Annotated in this window: 12 protein-coding genes and 1 tRNA gene; 4 read left to right on the forward strand and 9 right to left on the reverse strand. The window is 71.9% G+C overall.

What is annotated here, in order from left to right; translation table 11 throughout:
* Window positions 1-51: 51 nt before the first annotated feature.
* The 3 genes from TCUR_RS15635 to TCUR_RS15645 form a co-directional block, all read right to left on the reverse strand.
* A complete protein-coding gene (locus TCUR_RS15635; RefSeq protein ID WP_012853499.1) occupies window positions 52-2,136 on the reverse strand; it encodes an N-acetylmuramoyl-L-alanine amidase in 2,085 nt (694 codons plus the stop codon).
* Window positions 2,137-2,374: 238 nt separating this feature from the next.
* Window positions 2,375-3,775, reverse strand: coding sequence for a jacalin-like lectin (locus tag TCUR_RS15640; protein ID WP_012853500.1), 1,401 nt, complete (start codon window positions 3,773-3,775; stop codon window positions 2,375-2,377).
* A 184-nt stretch (window positions 3,776-3,959) separates the two neighbouring features.
* Complete coding sequence (locus TCUR_RS15645; protein WP_012853501.1) at window positions 3,960-5,345, reverse strand: MBL fold metallo-hydrolase; 1,386 nt, start codon at window positions 5,343-5,345, stop codon at window positions 3,960-3,962.
* A gap of 175 nt (window positions 5,346-5,520) precedes the next feature.
* Here TCUR_RS15645 and TCUR_RS15650 point away from each other — a divergent pair, with 175 nt between their 5' ends.
* The 3 genes from TCUR_RS15650 (at window position 5,521) to TCUR_RS15660 (ending at window position 8,137) form a co-directional block, all read left to right on the forward strand.
* Complete coding sequence (locus TCUR_RS15650; RefSeq protein WP_012853502.1) at window positions 5,521-6,483, forward strand: Acg family FMN-binding oxidoreductase; 963 nt, start codon at window positions 5,521-5,523, stop codon at window positions 6,481-6,483.
* Between the two features lie 269 nt (window positions 6,484-6,752).
* Window positions 6,753-7,445, forward strand: coding sequence for an HAD family hydrolase (locus TCUR_RS15655; RefSeq protein ID WP_012853503.1), 693 nt, complete (start codon window positions 6,753-6,755; stop codon window positions 7,443-7,445).
* A gap of 344 nt (window positions 7,446-7,789) precedes the next feature.
* Window positions 7,790-8,137: a hypothetical protein gene (locus tag TCUR_RS15660; RefSeq protein ID WP_012853504.1), complete on the forward strand. Its 348-nt coding sequence runs from the start codon at window positions 7,790-7,792 to the stop codon at window positions 8,135-8,137.
* A gap of 309 nt (window positions 8,138-8,446) precedes the next feature.
* Here the strand turns inward: TCUR_RS15660 and TCUR_RS15665 are convergent, their stop codons facing one another.
* From TCUR_RS15665 to TCUR_RS15680, 4 genes are all read right to left on the reverse strand, one after another.
* Window positions 8,447-9,157, reverse strand: coding sequence for an HAD family hydrolase (locus TCUR_RS15665; RefSeq protein ID WP_012853505.1), 711 nt, complete (start codon window positions 9,155-9,157; stop codon window positions 8,447-8,449).
* 21 nt (window positions 9,158-9,178) lie between these two features.
* Window positions 9,179-9,826: a leucine efflux protein LeuE gene (leuE, locus tag TCUR_RS15670; RefSeq protein ID WP_012853506.1), complete on the reverse strand. Its 648-nt coding sequence runs from the start codon at window positions 9,824-9,826 to the stop codon at window positions 9,179-9,181.
* 69 nt (window positions 9,827-9,895) lie between these two features.
* Entirely contained in the window at window positions 9,896-12,985 is a 3,090-nt protein-coding gene (locus TCUR_RS15675) for a DEAD/DEAH box helicase (RefSeq protein WP_012853507.1), read from the reverse strand.
* A 291-nt stretch (window positions 12,986-13,276) separates the two neighbouring features.
* Window positions 13,277-13,352, reverse strand: a tRNA-Asn gene (locus TCUR_RS15680).
* A 146-nt stretch (window positions 13,353-13,498) separates the two neighbouring features.
* Between TCUR_RS15680 and TCUR_RS15685 the strand changes: the two genes are divergently transcribed.
* Window positions 13,499-13,915, forward strand: a complete 417-nt coding sequence (locus tag TCUR_RS15685; RefSeq protein ID WP_012853508.1) for a hypothetical protein — start codon at window positions 13,499-13,501, stop codon at window positions 13,913-13,915.
* 7 nt (window positions 13,916-13,922) lie between these two features.
* Here the strand turns inward: TCUR_RS15685 and TCUR_RS15690 are convergent, their stop codons facing one another.
* Entirely contained in the window at window positions 13,923-14,423 is a 501-nt protein-coding gene (locus tag TCUR_RS15690) for a hypothetical protein (RefSeq protein ID WP_012853509.1), read from the reverse strand.
* A gap of 17 nt (window positions 14,424-14,440) precedes the next feature.
* Window positions 14,441-15,763, reverse strand: coding sequence for an MGH1-like glycoside hydrolase domain-containing protein (locus TCUR_RS15695; protein ID WP_012853510.1), 1,323 nt, complete (start codon window positions 15,761-15,763; stop codon window positions 14,441-14,443).
* Window positions 15,764-15,777: the final 14 nt, after the last annotated feature.

The raw sequence follows: 15,777 nt of genomic DNA on the forward strand, positions 1-15,777 counted from the left end.
CGCCGCCGGTCCGCCCGGAACGTCCCGGCGGGGCCGTTTCGCCGGACGGCGTCAGCGGATGACGGCGATGCCGTCGGTGACCACGGCGGGACGGCCCTTGGTGCCCGCCACGACGATCCGGACGGTGTGCCTGCCGGGCCTCTTCCAGCTCTTGGTCCACACGATGCGGCGGTAGCGGGTGGAGCGGGCCTTGGTGTCGATGGTGGCGACCTTGACGCCGTCGACGTAGATGTGGACGGCGCCGTTGGCGGTGCCCCGCCGGAAGATCAGCCCGACCGAGCGGCCGGTGAAGGCGTAGCGGACGCTGGCGCCCTTGGTCTTGCTGTAGAGCGCCCGGCGGCCCAGGTAGCTCTTGGTGGTGAGGACCTTCCAGCGTCCGCGGCGCACCGCGGACTGGTCGTGGACCAGCGCGGCGGTCCGGGTGACGGAGGCCCGGGTGTTGTTGCCGAGGGTGTCGGCGGCCAGCAGGGTCCATTTCCGGGAGACGCCCGGCTTGACGGACGTCGCCCAGGCGGTCGCCGACACCTTGAAGTTCCTGGCGGTGGGCGAGGTGGCCCGCAGCGACCTCAGCCGCACGTTGTCGGTGACCTTCCAGGTGAGCCGGACCGGCATCTTCCCCTTGGCGCCGACCGCGCCGCCGCGCACCCGCAGCGCGGGGGCGGTGCGGAAGACCGGGGCGGTGACGTCGGAGATCACCGGGTAGACCGGGGAGAGCGCCGTGGTGCCGTTCAGGTTGCGGGCCCGCACCCGGAGCTTGTGGGCGCCTTCGGGCACCTTCACCTGCGCCCAGGTCGCCCGCCCGTTGCGGCGGGCCAGGACCTTGCCGTTCAGCAGCACCTCATAGGTGGAGACGGCGGCCGGGTTCCAGCCGATGGTCAGCGCTCCCCTGGTGTAGTAGGTGCCCTTGGACTCGGTGGCTCCGGTGATGGAGGTCACGATCGGGGGCTTGGCGGGGGTGCTCCACTGCTTGGCGTGGCTGCGGATGGCGCCGAGCCGGCCGTACAGGAGCTCGCCGGGGCAGGCGGTGGCCACGCCGTCGCGGTGCCCGGAGATGGTGTTGAAGCTCTTGCCCGCCACGGTGGCCCTGCCGGTGGGGTCACTGCCGTGCAGGCCGAGTTTCCAGGCCGCGACGCGGGCGACGGCTTTTTGGGCCGCGACCGACGGTGCGACGCCGGTGAAGTCGCCGAGCACCGCCACCCCGGCCGAGCCGGTGTTGTAGCCGTAGGTGTGCGCGCCGATCACCGGTTTGCCGACGCCGCCCTTGCGGCCTTCGAAGATGGTGCCGCACTTGTCGACCAGGAAGTTGTAGCCGATGTCGTTCCAGCCGTTGGTCTTGACGTGGTACAGCAGGATCGACCGGATGACGGCGGGCGACTCGGCGCAGTCGTAGTCGTTGCCGCCGGCGCTGTGGTGGGTGAAGACGACCTTGGCGGCCGGGGCGTACTGTGGGGAGCCGGTGACCAGGCTCTCGTCGGCGCCCCACTGGGCGCGGGTGACGATGACCGGGGCCGGTGCCGCGGCGGCCCCGGCGCTCTGGCCGGCGGCCCCGCCCGGCTGCTCCCCGCTCCCCGGCCCGGACTGCGGCACGCGCGGCCCGTCCCCGGGGTCGACCAGTTCGGCGCGCAGCCCCGCCGGCGGCGGCCCGCTGCCGGTCACCCGGATCTGGACGCCGTTCGACGGCCCCACCCACAGCGGCTTGGTGGCGCCGCGCCGGGGGCGCTCTGCGGAGGAACCGGCGTCGGGGGCGTCGTGGTCGTCGATCTGCAGGGTCCGCCACGGCGACCACCGGCCACTGGCGGCGCCGCGGGTGCGCACCTGCACCGAGCCGTGCAGTTTCGCGCCGGGGTCGTCCCAGGAGACCCCGACCATGCTGAACGGCCCGGTGCGCGCGGCGGGCAGCTCGGCGACCGGGCTCGCCGCCGGGGCGGGGGGCGCCTTCGGCGATCGCGGCGCCTGGGTCTGCGGCGGCTCGCGGTCGGACGGGGCCGTGCGCAGCGGAACCGTGCGCACCTGCCCGGGGCGGGGTCCGGCCTCGGCCTGCGTCGCCGCCGAGTCCCCCGGCCACACGATGTACCCCACCGTCCCGGACAGCAGCACGCCCGTTGTGGACAGCGCGATGACCGCGCGCCTGTTCATGACCCTCCGATCCTGAGGCGTCCCGTCGCCTTTCGCCGCGGCTCGGCCTGCCGGGATAAGGGGCGGTCCCGAAATCGCCGGTGTTCGTCCCGGCCCACCGGGCGGCCGGGCGTCGAAAGCCCGGGAGGAGGGATCTTACGCCCCGCCTATGACGGGAAGGTCGGTTTTTTGTTATGTCGGATGTGTCGCGCCGAAACACCCGCAGGTCGCCGGCCGGGCCTGTCCGGAATCGGAAAGATCAGGTGCGGCGGGTGTAGATGAAGCCGAGTTTGTCGACTTCGGCTCCGGAGCGGCCGTGGAATCCGGCCAGTTGCCAGCCGGGCGGAGTGGTGCGGGTGAGGCAGTCGGAGGTGGTCGTGCCGCCGGAGAGGGCGTTGCCCCGGTTGGTGGTGAAGCGGGCGTAGAAGATGCGGCTTTTGCCGTTGCGCTTGCCCCGGCACAGGTGGACGGAGGTCACGTACTCGCCCGCGGCCAGTTCCAGGGCGGCGGCCGTGCCGCCGGTGCCGCCGTGGGTGAGCGTGGTGCCGTCGTCCAGGGTGAGGCCGACCTGGTCCACCCTGGCCCCGCTGCGCATGGTCAGGCGGACGGGGCGGGCGCCGGGCCGGATTTCGTCGATGTCGTTGTAGTGGTCGCCGTGCGGGCCGCCGAACTGTTCGCCGAAGCGGTAGTGCGGGCTGGCCTTCCAGGTGAAGTCGGCGGCGATGGGGTCGTGGTCGGACAGCCTCTCGCCCGCCTCGTCCAGGAAGGCGGCGCGTTCGTTGCGGTAGCGGACGGCGTTCAGTTTCAGGAACTTGGAGCCGCGGAACAGGATTTTGTCGACGACTTCGCAGTTGTCGACGGTGGCGGTGTCACAGGCGGGGGCGGGGCCGCCTTCGGGCGGCGGGGTGCCGCCCCGGATCAGGCTCACCCACACGTCGGTCAGGCCGTTGGCGGCGGCGAACTGGCGGATGCGCTCGCCGGTGCGGGTGTAGCGGGTGTTGGTGTCGCCCATGACCACGACCGCGTTGCCCGATGAGTGTTTTTGGATGAACGCGGTGAGCTGGTCGAGGTTGGCGTTGCGGGCCGCGATGTCGCGGCTGGTGCTGCCGGCGTCGGCGTGCAGGTTGTAGAAGTCGACGTAGACGCCTTCGGCCAGGCGGACGCGCATGAACGTGAAGCCCTTGGGGGTCAGGCAGTCGCCCGTGCCGATGTAGCAGTCCTTCCAGGTGACGCGCTGGAAGTCGCCGGTGTCGTAGGGGAAGTTCGACAGGGTGTTCAGGCCGCTGCCGATGCCGGCGATGCCGCTGGTGGGCGTGCGGTAGGGGTGGTTGTCCCCGGCGTAGAGGGCGCGGTGGTAGTTGAAGTCCTCTTGGACGTGGACGATGTCGTAGGGCGCCAGGCGGGGGCTGATCAGCGGGATGTTCCTCGACGGGTGGCTGCCGGACAGGAAGTCCGGCAGCCCGGCGATGTTGTAGGTCAGCACCGAGAACGCGCCGGAGGGGGGCGTCGCGGCGGTGGCCGCGGCCGGGCCGGGGAGGCCGGCCGCGGCCGTCAGCGAGGCGAGCACGGCCGCCGCCGCGCGCCGCAGCCGGCGGCGGCGCGCGGCGGCGGCCGGAGCCGTGCGGCCGGTCATGGCCATGGACGAGCGGGGTCCGTTCATGGGCACTCCTCGCCCCGAAAGATCAAATATGAATATTTCTCGCGTCCTTGACGGTACGCTCCCCCGCCGCCCCCGTCCAGACCCGATGGCCGCGCATACGGCGGCCCGGACGAGCCGGAAGACGCCCCCGCTCACCGGCGCGGCGCATGGGGCCGTCGTCCGTGCGCGTCCGGCCGCGCGCAGGTCAGGCGCCCGCCGGCGACAGCGCGCCCCGCCAGGCGGCATAGCCGCCGATCAGGTCGAGGACCTGCGCGTGGCCGTGGCGGCGCAGCAGGCTGGCCGCGATGGCCGAGCGGGTGCCGCCGGCGCAGTAGGCGACGACGGTGCGGTCCTTGGGGACCTCCTCCAGCCGCCCCGGCAGCTCGGCCAGCGGGATGTGCAGGGAGCCCTCGATCCGCCCGGCGCGCAGCTCGCCGACGTTGCGCACATCCAGCACCAGCGGGGGCTGTTCGCCGTCGAGCTCGGCGCGCAGCTCCCGGGCGGTCATCCGGGGACCGTGCGCGATCTCCTCGGGCATGCCCATGAAGGCGCCCTCGGGTTCGCGCAGGTAGCCGATGACGTCGTCGAAGCCGATGCGGGCCAGCCGGGTGATGACCTCCTTTTCGCGGTCCTGCGGGGCGACCACGAGGATCCGGGAGCCGGGCGCCACCACCGTCCCGGCCCATTCGGCGAAGCGGCCGTCGGCGGGCACGTGCAGCGAGCCGCGGACGTGCCCGGCGACGAACTCCTGGGTGGGGCGGGCGTCCACCACGACCGCCCCCGCCGCGCGGTGGGCCAGGAACTCGCCGGCCTCCAGCGGCCGCAGGCGCTTGTCCACATCGAGCAGCCCGTGCTCCTTGCGGTTGAGCACGGCGTCGTAGACGAAGTAGCCGGGAGCGGAGGGCTGCCCTTCGGTGACGATGGCCAGGAACTCCTCCTCGCTCATCGGGGCGCAGGCGTAGTTGGACAGCCGCTGCTCGCCGATGGTGGACCACCGTTCGGTGGACAGGTTCTTGCCGCAGGCCGAGCCCGCCCCGTGCGCGGGGAACACCCGCACCTGGTCCGGCAGCGCCATCAGCTTGCGGTGGACGCTGTCGTAGAGCATGCGGCCCAGCTCATCGGCGGTCTTCCCGAGGGAGGCCAGCAGGTCGGGACGGCCCACGTCCCCGATGAACAGCGCGTCGCCGGTGAGCACCCCGTAGGGGACCTCATCGCCCGCGTGCTCGAAGACCAGCAGGCTGATCGACTCGGGGGTGTGCCCGGGGGTCTCCATGACCTGCAGCACCACATCCCCGAGCTCGATGCGCTCGCCGTCGGCGAGCTTGCGGATCGGGTACTCGGCCTCGGCCCGCCGTCCGTAGCCGATCCACGCCCCGGTCTGCGCGGCCAGCTCCAGGTGCCCGGCGATGAAGTCGGCGTGGAAGTGGGTGTTGATCACGCCTTCGATGCGCAGCCCGTGCTCCTTTGCGGCGGCCAGGTACTCGGAGACGTCGCGGCGGGGGTCCACCACGACCGCGCGGCCGGTGCCCTCGTCGCCGATCAGGTAGGAGGCCTGGGAGAGGCAGTCGAGGTAGTACTGGGCGAAGAACATGCATACCTCCGGGGGTATCCGACTCGCCTTGCAGCATACCCCCCGGGGTACCTGCTCTCATCCCCGTGGCCGGTGACGACCTCTGGCCCTGCCCGGTGGGACCAAGGTCCCTACGGACCGGGAGGGCGAGTGACCACCGTGGAGACCAGGCAGCGTCCGCACTCGGAGGTATGTGATGGCCGTTCCCCTGGCGTCCCGCGCAGGCGTCCACCGGCTGGTCTCCGCGGCGATCGCCGCGCCCTCGCTGCACAACAGCCAGCCCTGGTGGTTCCGCTCCCGCGGCGGTGAGCTGGAGCTGCACCTGGACCCCGACCGGGCGGTGCCGGTGATCGACCCGCGCGGCCGGGCCATGCACATCGCCTGCGGCGCCGCCCTGTTCAACCTGCGGCTGGCGGTGCGCACCGCCGGGCACCGCCCGATCGTGCGGACCTTCCCCGGCAGCGGGCACACCCTGCTGGCCATCGTCGGCGGCGAGCCGTGGACCGAGCCGTCGGCCCGTCAGCGCGAGCTGTACGCCGCGATCACCGAGCGGCGCACCAACCGCAACCCCTATGACCGCATCCACCTGCCGGCCCGGGTGCTCAACGAGCTGGAGGAGGCCGCCCAGCGGGAGGGCGCGGTGCTGCGCATCCTCGAGCAGCCGGCCACCTCCCGGCTGCTGGACCTGATCGCCGCCGCCGACAACGAGCTGGCCGAGAACCCCGCCTACCGCCAGGAGCTGGCCCGCTGGACCACCGGCCGCGCCCGCACCGAGGGGATCCCCTCCTACGCCTTCGGCCCCCGCTCCGCCGGGCGGGGCCTGCCCATGCGCGACTTCGGCCTGGGCGGCTTCGGCGACGGCGGCCGGGAGGTCGGCGGCTTCGAAGAACGGCCCACGCTGGGCGCGCTGATCGTCGACGGCGACGGGCCCGCCGAGTGGCTGCGCGCCGGTCAGGCCCTGCAGCGCGTCCTGCTCACCGCCACCCGGCACGGGGTGGCCACCTCGTTCCTCACCCAGCCGCTGGACGTGCAGGAGATGCGCGACCCCGGCGGCGGCCACTGGCCCGGCCGCAGCGTCCAGATGATCATCCGTTTCGGTTACGGCCCGCCCGCCCCGGCCTCTCCGCGCCGCCCGATCCGGGAGGTCCTGGTCGCCTAAGACGCCTCGGTCCGCCCTCCGGTTTCCGAAGGCCGGTCGTTGCCCGGTCGCGTCCCCACCCCGTGACCGGGCAACGACTTTTGCGCCGCCTCATGACGCGCGGGTCTCCCGGCCGGGCCGACACGGCTGATCCCTCCGGCACGGGGTCTTGCGGGACGAGAGGCCAGACAGTGCCCGAGGTCGTGACATCGCAGGTCAGACTTCTTCCAAGCGCCGCCTTCGTGCCCCCATGAGAAGATCGCGGTCTGTCCGGCGGTCTTCATGCGATCGTGTTCGGCCTCTTCGGCACCCTGGTGCCCAGCGGCTCGCGGGAGCGCCGGGACGCGGTGTCGCATGCCATGGCCGACGCCCTGGGCGTGGACCGCGTTCTGTTCGCCGAGCTGTTCAAAAACAGCTTCCGGGAACGCTGGCGCGGAGCCCTGGGCTCCTTGGAGGAGACCATCGCCGCGCTCGCCGTCCGCGTCGGCGGAAACCCCACCGAGGAGGCGGTCCGCCACGCCGCCCGGCGCCGTCTCGACTTCACCCGCCGCCAGATCACCCCGGACCCCGGCCTGCCGGCGCTGCTCGACGCGCTCCGGGCCGACGGCCGGCGGCTGGGGCTGATCAGCAACTGCTCGGCGGAGATCCCCGCGCTCTGGGACGGCAACCCGCTGTCCCGACAGATCACCGCCCCGGTGTTCTCCTGCACGGTCGGATGCTGCAAGCCCGACCCGCAGATCCACCGGCTGGCCGCCGCCGCACTGGACACCGTCCCCGAACGGTGCGTCTTCGTCGCCGACGGCGCGGGAGGCGAGCTGCCCGGCGCGCAGGCCGTCGGCATGCAGACCATCCGGGTCCGGGCCGACGGCGTCGATCACGGCGTTTACGGCGGCATGGGGAACTGGGAGGGGACGACCGTCGACACCCTCTATGACCTGCCGGCCGTCCTCGGTGGGCGGAATACCGGCCGTACCCGCCGGTGATCTCCCACCCGCCGGTCCCGGACGGCACGAGCACCGGACGGCCCATGGCGCCCGGGAGCGCAGCGAACCCCCGCACGCCGCCCACGCGCCCGCAGCCGGCGCCGGACGCACCATCCATTCACCGAATTACACCGAAATGAGCAGATATCCCCATATCGGCTTCTCCTCTTGAAGTGAAAGGTTCGCCACTCTTTCCCGCACCGCACGGCCGACCGGCGGCAAGAATACGACCAAGTGCGCAGTCTTTACCCGATACCGACTGCAGGAATTACCCGTGACCGTGTTATCCCTGAGTCGCTGCCATATGCAGAAAAGCAGTTCCGGCAACGAAGCAGGAGACCCAGATGACGAAACGACTGGCCATGGTCGGCCTCTTGTCCACCGCCCTCGGCGGCTCCCTGCTGGCGGCGCCGCCCGTCATGGCGGCGGAGCAGGCCGTCCAGGGCGGCGCCGTCGCGGTCACCCAAAGTCAGCAGGAGGTGGGCCAGGTCCAGCTGGGCGGCGACCGGCGCCGCAAGCGGAAGCGGAACCGCAACAGCAACCGCAACAACGTTTACGTTTACAACTACAACTACAACCTCAATGGCAATGCCAACGAAAACGACAACGAGCGTGACCGTTGGCAGCAGCACCACAAGTGGCACCACCACAAGTGGCACCACCGGCGTTACCACGGCTGGTACGACTACTGAACCTTCTGCAGCACGCCGTCTCCGCAGATTGAGACGGGGACGTTGCAGTCAGGTCCGATACTGTGATCTGGAACGTCGCAGTACCGGACACCTCGAGGCCCGTCCGCGGTGGCTTGGGTCAGGTGCTGAAAAAGGCCCACTGACGCGGCCGCGGAGGGCCTTCGGGGACATCCCGGACGGTGCCGAGGCCCGATCGGTGAAATGACGCGGTGCCCGGCACGGCCCGCCGCCGTCCGCCGACGCAGGCAAGGCCCCTGGCGGGACGCCGTGCCGCACGCGGCTCGCGCCCCCCAGGGGCCTTTACAACCGTCACCGGGCGAGGACGCCCGGAAGATCGGCCAGGCTCGCGATCACCGGGACGCCCGGGTCCGCACCTTTCTCTCCCCCGCGATCGAGCCAGATTCCTCGCAGCCCGGCCGCTTTCGCGGCGAGCGCATCGGTCTGGTGGCGGTCCCCCACGTAGGCGACCTCCTGCGGCGGCAGTCCCAGCCGCCGGCAGGCGATCTGGAAGATCTCCGGGTCCGGCTTGGCGACCCCGACCTCACCGGAGACGACCACCGTCGGCATCAGCGCGGCAAGGCCCGTCTGAGCCAACTTGCGCCGCTGCTGCTGTCCGTTTCCGTTGGTGACGACCCCCAGCGCCGCCTCCGGCCGCTCCCGCCGCAGCCGCTCCAGCGCGGGCAGCGCGTCCGGATACGTCCGCCACGCCCGCTCGTACTCGCGCAGATACCCGGTGAACCACTCGTCGGCCTGCTCGTCCGTCCAGGCCGGCAGCCCCAGCTCGGCTCTGAGCCGGGCGACCCGCAGCCGCCGCTGCTCCTGGAAGCCGATCTCTCCGGCCAGGTAGCGGTCCATGGCCGCATGCTCGATCTCGACCCACAACCGTCCCAGCGCCGCGGGCTCGACCCCCTCGGCCCCGTCCATGTCCGCCAGCGCGGCCACGACCGCGTCGGCGGCGGCCGACTCGTGATCGACCAGCGTCCCGTCGAGATCGAACAGCACACCCCTGATCGTGCTCACCGCACCACCCCCGGCCGAAGGTCACACGCCGGCCAGCGACAGTTTCGCGGCGAAGCCGAGGAAGAGGGCTCCGACCGCCGAGGTGGCCCAGGCCGACAGCCGCCTGCGGCTGCGGAAGGCCGCCGCCAGCCTCGCCCCGCCGAAGATCAGCACGCTCAGGTACAGGATGCTGACCAGCTGGGCGAAGGCCCCCAAAATCACAAAGGACAGCGCCGGGTAAGCGTATCCGGGATCGACGAACTGCACGAAGAAGGCCACAAAGAACAAGATCGCCTTCGGGTTGCTCAGGCTGATCACCAGGGCGCGCCGGTAGGGCCGCTCATCGGCGGCGAGCGCCGGCGCCTCCCGCGCCGCCTGATCCCGCCGCCTCCGCCACATCCCCCACGCGGCCCGCAGCATCCCGACGGCCAGCCAGGTCAGGTAACCGGCGCCCGCGTACTTGACGATCGCAAACAGCACGGCGTTCGCCTTGAGCAGCGAGGCCACCCCCGCGGCCGACAGCACCATCAGCACGACGTCCCCGCACCACACGCCCGCCGCGGCCAGATACCCGGCCCGCACCCCGCGCCGGGCCGCCACCGACAGCACGTACAGGGAGTTGGGCCCGGGAAGCAGGATGATGACGATGAGCCCTGCGAGATAGGTGGGAAGATCAACGACGCCGAACACGAAAAAAACAGTGTCGCACGTCCCCTGACCTGCCCGAACACCGGTGCCGTCCGGGCCGGACGGCACGGCTCAGCCGACACCCACCTTGGCGTAGTGGAACACCTCCGGCGGCAGCGGATGGGCAAGACGCCAGTGGATGCGCATGGGGCGTTCACCCTCATGGTCCTGGTAGGTCATCGGCCCGGCGTAGGTGTAGGGGTCGCCCTTCTGCTTGCGCAGGAAGAGGTGGACGCTGGTGCCCCACTCCACGTGGTGGATGTAGCGCTGGCCGGTCTCGGAGTCCTCCCGGGTGCGGGACTGGGACTCCCAGTGGAAGAGCGTCGGGTCGACCGCCCGGTCGTTGTACATCGTGGTGGGTGAGAACTCTTTTTCGTCCTTGTCGATGGTCACCAGGAAGACATCGGCCTTCTCCTCGGGAAGCCACTGCACCCCGGCGACCATGGACGAGGTGACCTCCATCCCGAAGGCGGCCAGGGCCTCGCCCCGGGTGTAGTGGGCGTGCAGCCGCAACGGCAGGTGCGCGACCTCGGGGACGACCGGGGTGACCCGGCGGATCCGGTCCCACAGCACATCGATGACGGCGAGCATCTCCTCCCGCCGCGCCGGGTTGGCCCACAGCCGCTCCAGGTGCCCTTCCAAGGCGCTGAGCGGCCTGGAGGCGTCGAAGAAGGTGTTCAGCATGGACAGCAGCCGGGTGCGCCGCAGGTCGGTGCCGGACGGCCGGGGCGGCTGCGGGCGGCTCAGCAGGTCCCGCAGGAACTGCAAGCGTTCGGGGTCGTCCACGTGCAGCATGCGGCCGATCGCCCTGCCCAGCGCCTGGTCGTCCTTGGCCGAGGTGACCGGGCGGGCGTCCAGGCCCGCGTCCCGGCGCAGCCGGGCCCAGCCGCCCCGCCCGCCGCGGTAGAGGTCCTCCAGCTCCAGCCCGGTCTCGGCGAGGAACTCCGGCAGCGACGGGTCGCCCATTCCGCGCAGTTCGCCGACCAGCTCAGCGCGGCGCCGGCCCAGGGCCTGCCTGATGTTCGCCAGGACGATCTTGCTGACCTCGCGGTCCAGGTCGATGGCGCATCCGGGCGGCAGCGTGGGGAAGCCCGCCTCGGCCTCCTTGAGCAGCCGGCTGCGGGGAATGCCGGTCAGCGCCGTGAAGCGCCGGTCGAAACGGAACTCCTTGCGCTGGTGCCCCACGAAGTCCAGCACGGTGAGGACGGCCTTATCCGGCGCCGGCCGCAGGCCGCGGCCGAGCTGCTGCAGGAAGACCGTGGCGCTTTCGGTGGGACGCAGGAACAGCACGGTGTCGATCTGCGGCACGTCCACACCCTCGTTGAACAGGTCGACGGTGAAGACGGCCTTCAGCTCGCCGTCCTGGAGCAGGCACAAGGACTCCTCGCGCTCCTCGCGCGGGGTCTTGGAGGTGACCGGCCGGGAGGGGATGCCGCGGCGGTTGAACTCTTCGGCCATGTACTCGGCGTGCGCGATGCTCACGCAAAAGCCGACCGCCCGCATGCAGCTCAGATCGCCGACCTTGCGCTGCAGCGCCTCGACGACCATGGCCACCCGGGAGTCCAGGCCGGTGTAGAGGTTGGTCAGCTCCTCGGTGTCGTAACCGGCGCCGCGCCGCCAGCCGACCTTTGACAGGTCGGTGCCGTCATGGATGCCGAAGTAGTGGAAGGGGACGAGCAGTCCCCGTTCCAGCGCCTCCCACAGCCGCAGCTCGACGGTGAAACGGCCTGCGTCGAACCAGCGCAGGATGTCCTCGCCGTCCGGGCGTTCGGGGGTGGCGGTCAGCCCCACCAGCACATTCGGTTCGAGCCGGTCCAGCAGCCTGGCGTAGGAGGCGGCGGCCGCATGGTGGAACTCGTCCACGATGAGCATGCTGAAGCGGTCCGGCTCCAGGTGGGGAAGCTGGGACAGCGACTGGATGGACCCGAACACGTGCCGCCACTGGACGGGCCGGTGGCCGTCGACCAGCAGCTCCCCGAACGCGCCGTCCCCGAGGACGTGCCGGAAGGTGCGCAGGCTCTGCTCCAGGATCTCCTTGCGGTGCGCCACGAACAGCAGCGAGTCGACCTTGCCCTGCCGCCGCAGCCGCCGGTAGTCCAGCGCGGCCACGACGGTCTTGCCGGTCCCGGTGGCCATGACGACCAGGTTCCGCCAGTGCCCGTGCACCTGCCGGGCCGCCTCCAGCTCGTCCAGGATCTCCTGCTGGTAGGGGTAGGGCTCGACATGCCCGCCTCCGAGTTCCAGCGGGACGGGTGCCCGCTCTCCTCGCGCGGCGGCCAGTGCCCGCGCCAGCCGCCCGGGATCGTCGTAGACCTCGAAAGACGGGTCGTTCCAGTACTCCTCGAAGGTCGCCGCGAAGGTCTCGATCACGTGCGGCTGCTCCGCCCGGGCGATCCGCACGTTCCACTCCAGCCCGTCCAGCATGGCGCTGCGCGACAGGTTCGAAGAGCCCACATAGGCCGTGTCGAGCCGCGAGCGGCGGTGGAACAGCCACGCTTTGGCGTGCAAGCGGGTCCGCTGCACGTCATAGGAGATCTTGACCTCGGCTCCCAGTTCCACCAGGCGGTCCACGGCCCGCTGCTCGGTGGCCCCCAGGTAGGTGGTGGTGATGACGCGCAGCCGCCCGCCCCGGGCGGTGAAGGCGCGCAGGTCCTCCTCGATCAGCCGCAGCCCATGCCACCTGATGAACGCGCAGATCAGATCCACCTGGTCCGCCGAGGCCAGCTCTTTGGCGATCTCCCGGCCGAGCTGCGGCTGATCCCGCCCGTTGACCAGCAGCGCTCCCATCGACAGCGGGATCTCGGGCCGCCGCGGAAACGCCACCGTCCCATCGGGCAGCCGTCCGCCGGCGACCCCGAGCAGCACCTGTCCCTCTTCGGCCACCCGGTCGCCTTCGACCACGGCCCCCGGCACCAGCCGCCCGATCGCCTCCGCGATCCGGTTGGCGGTCTCGACCTGCCGCCCGAGCGCCCCTTCCCCCTGCTCCCCGACGATCCGCAACGCCCGCCGCGTCAGCACCGCCAGATGCCGGACGAGCAGCTCCTCGGCGTCCACGGCCTCCAGTCCGTCCCGGTGCACCAGCTCCGCATCGACCGTCCGCAGCCGCCTCCGCAGCTCACCGGTCACCACATGCTCGTAAACCCCAGGCGCCAACTCGGTCATGGCCGGCACTGTATCCACCAGCAGTGACAGACGACACTATTCACACGCTCATGACCGGATCAGCGGCGGGTTCATAACGCTGCCGCCGCACAACGGCATGTCCGCGGAGGAGATCGCCCGGTTCGCCGGCCGCAGCGGGACGCACGTCACGGAGACGGCGCCCCGGATCCGGCCGGTCCCGGCCCGGCCTCCGGGGCTCGTGGTCAGGCAGCCAGTTGGACGGAAACGAAAACAGGCCCTGTCCTGAGTCACTCGGCTAGGGCCTGACCTGCGTCTTTAGAAGACTTGAGCTGGCTCCCGCGATTGGACTCGAACCAATAACCTGCCGGTTAACAGCCGGCTGCTCTGCCAATTGAGCTACGCGGGATCGTGTGTGAGGGACTCCCTCGCACCGCGGCGGAACCAGACTAGCGCATCCGGACAGGTGCTCGTGCACGTATATGCGGGAGGGCGCCGACTGGCTTCGCCGATCGTGGGTATGGGGGTGGCACCCAAGAGCTAGCAGGGGGTGCCATGAAGATCAGGATTCCGTTCCTCGCGGGCCTGGCGGTCGGCTATGTGCTGGGAACGAAGGCCGGCCGGGAGCGGTACGAGCAGATCGTGCAGCAGTCGCGCAAGCTGGCCGAGCACCCGCGGGTCCAGGAGACCACGGAGGCGCTGCGGGCCAAGTCCGGGGAGCTGGCGGGGACGGCCAAGCAGAAGATGGGCGGCAAGCGGCACGCCGAGACCGGCGGGCCGGCCGATGAGGTGGGCGAGCGGGTGCCGACGGCGCAGCGGACCGGAGCGGAGACGCCGGGCACCGGCGAGCGCAGGTTCTCCGACACGCCCGCCGGAGTGGCCGGCAGGACCGGGGCGGGCCCCGCGGGCGCCGGCGGTCCCGGCAAAGGCCCGAAGGAGACCGGGACGCCCGGGCGGCGCGGGCCGCGCTGAGACGGCCTTACAGGCCCGTCTGGCGGCGCAGGTCCTCCAGCACCTGCTCGGCCTGGGCGCGCAGGCCCGGATCGTCGGGGTCGAGCCCGGCCTCGAACAGCATCGCCCAGCGCACCTCCCCGGTGGCCGGCGAGCGGCGGCCGGTGATGCGGACCCTGCCGCCGCCGGGCAGGGTCGCCGGGTGAGAGACCACCACGGTGGAGGTGACCCGTTCCCGGACGGTCTCGGGCACCGACCCGGGGTCGGTGAGCCCGATGCGGTGCGTCGGGCCCGCGGAGGTCTCCTGAACGACCAGCCGCCCGTTCTCCCAGACGGCGCGGTCGATGCGCTCCCACGGCAAGCGGACGAAGCCGCCGTCACCGGTGGGCAGGTGCAGCGCCAGGGTGGTGGCGACCACGTGAGAGCCGCCCCGGGTGGGAGCGAAGGCCAGCGGGCGCTCGCCGCGCGCCAGCTCCAGGCGGGCCCGCACGGACGCGGGCAGGCGGTTGCGGGTGAAGATCCGCAGCATGCGCTCCACCGTACCGATCAGGCCGCCCGGGGGGCGCGGCGGGCGGCCAGCAGGTCCAGCACGAGCGAGGCCGAGCAGCTGTAGTCGTGGCCGCCGCGGCCGGCGCCGTCGAACGGATCGAAGTACTCCCGGAACCCCGACTGGCGCACCAGCCGCAGCGTGGCGCCCTGCAGCAGGTCGGCGACCACGGTCAGGCCGTGGGCGGCGGCTCCCAGCCACAGCAGCCAGTTGGTGCTGATCCAGGTCGGGCCGCGCCAGTAGTCCCCCCTGTCGAAACAGGACGCCTGGACGTCGCAGGTGGGCACCGGGTATCCGGTGGCCCCGGCGAAGCGGCCCGACAGCAGCAGCTCGACCAGGGAGCGCAGGATGGGCCGGGGCAGCTCGGGGTCCAGCAGCGGGCCGAAGGACGAGACGGTCAGCGCCGGGATGAGACGGCCGGTGCGCAGGTCCAGCGCCCGGAAACAGCCCGCCTCGGGGTCCCACAGCCGATCCAGCAGGGCGCGGTGGATGCGCTGGGCCTGCTCCCGGTGCGGCACCGGATCGTGCCCGGTGATCTCGGCGATCTCCGCCAGCGCGTGCGCGGAGGCCAGGTAGACGGCGTTGAACAGCGGGTCCTCGGCCGCGAAGGGATGTTCCTCGCGCAGGTGGCCGGGGGCGTAACCGGCCCGGCGCAGCAGGACGACCAGCCACACGTAACGGTCGTGGTCCTCACCGGCGGGCGGGCGCGGCGGGCGGCCGGGCGCGTACGCCGACGGCGGCGGGTCCAGGGCGGCCAGCGGGCGGTCCCAGGCGGGGCTGTTGTCCAGGCCGGACTCCCAGGGGTGGCAGATGGCCGCCAGGCCCGCCCCGCCCAGGTCGCGGCAGCGGGCCAGATAGCGGTGCTGGGCGGCCAGCGGCCGGTAGATGCGGGCCAGGAAGGCGCGGCTGCGTTCGGCCTCGTCGGCGGTGGCCGACTCATGCAGCCGCAGGGCCGCCAGGGCGTGCAGCGGCGGCTGGGTGAGGCCGGAGGTGTCCAGGTCCCGGGGCGTGCCCGCGATGGTGCGGCTGCGCCACAGGTCGGAGCCGGGGAAGTAGCCGTGCCGGGTGAGGCGGGGGTGGAAGACGATGTGCGGCAGCAGCCCGTCGGACCACTGGCCCCGGAACACCGACAGCAGTTCGCGTTCGGCGCGTTCCCTGCGGTGCCGGGCCAGTCCCACGCTGATGAACGCCGAGTCCCAGCTCCACAGGTGCGGGTACAGCCCCGGAGAGGGTGCGGTGCCGCATCCGGTCCAGTTGTCGTCCAGGACCCGGGCCGCCGCCCGCCACAACGCGGTCTCGTCCCCGGTCAAAGGGGTGTTCATGCCTTCAAGCGTGA

This window comes from Thermomonospora curvata DSM 43183 (assembly GCF_000024385.1).
Taxonomy (GTDB): Bacteria; Actinomycetota; Actinomycetes; order Streptosporangiales; family Streptosporangiaceae; genus Thermomonospora; species Thermomonospora curvata.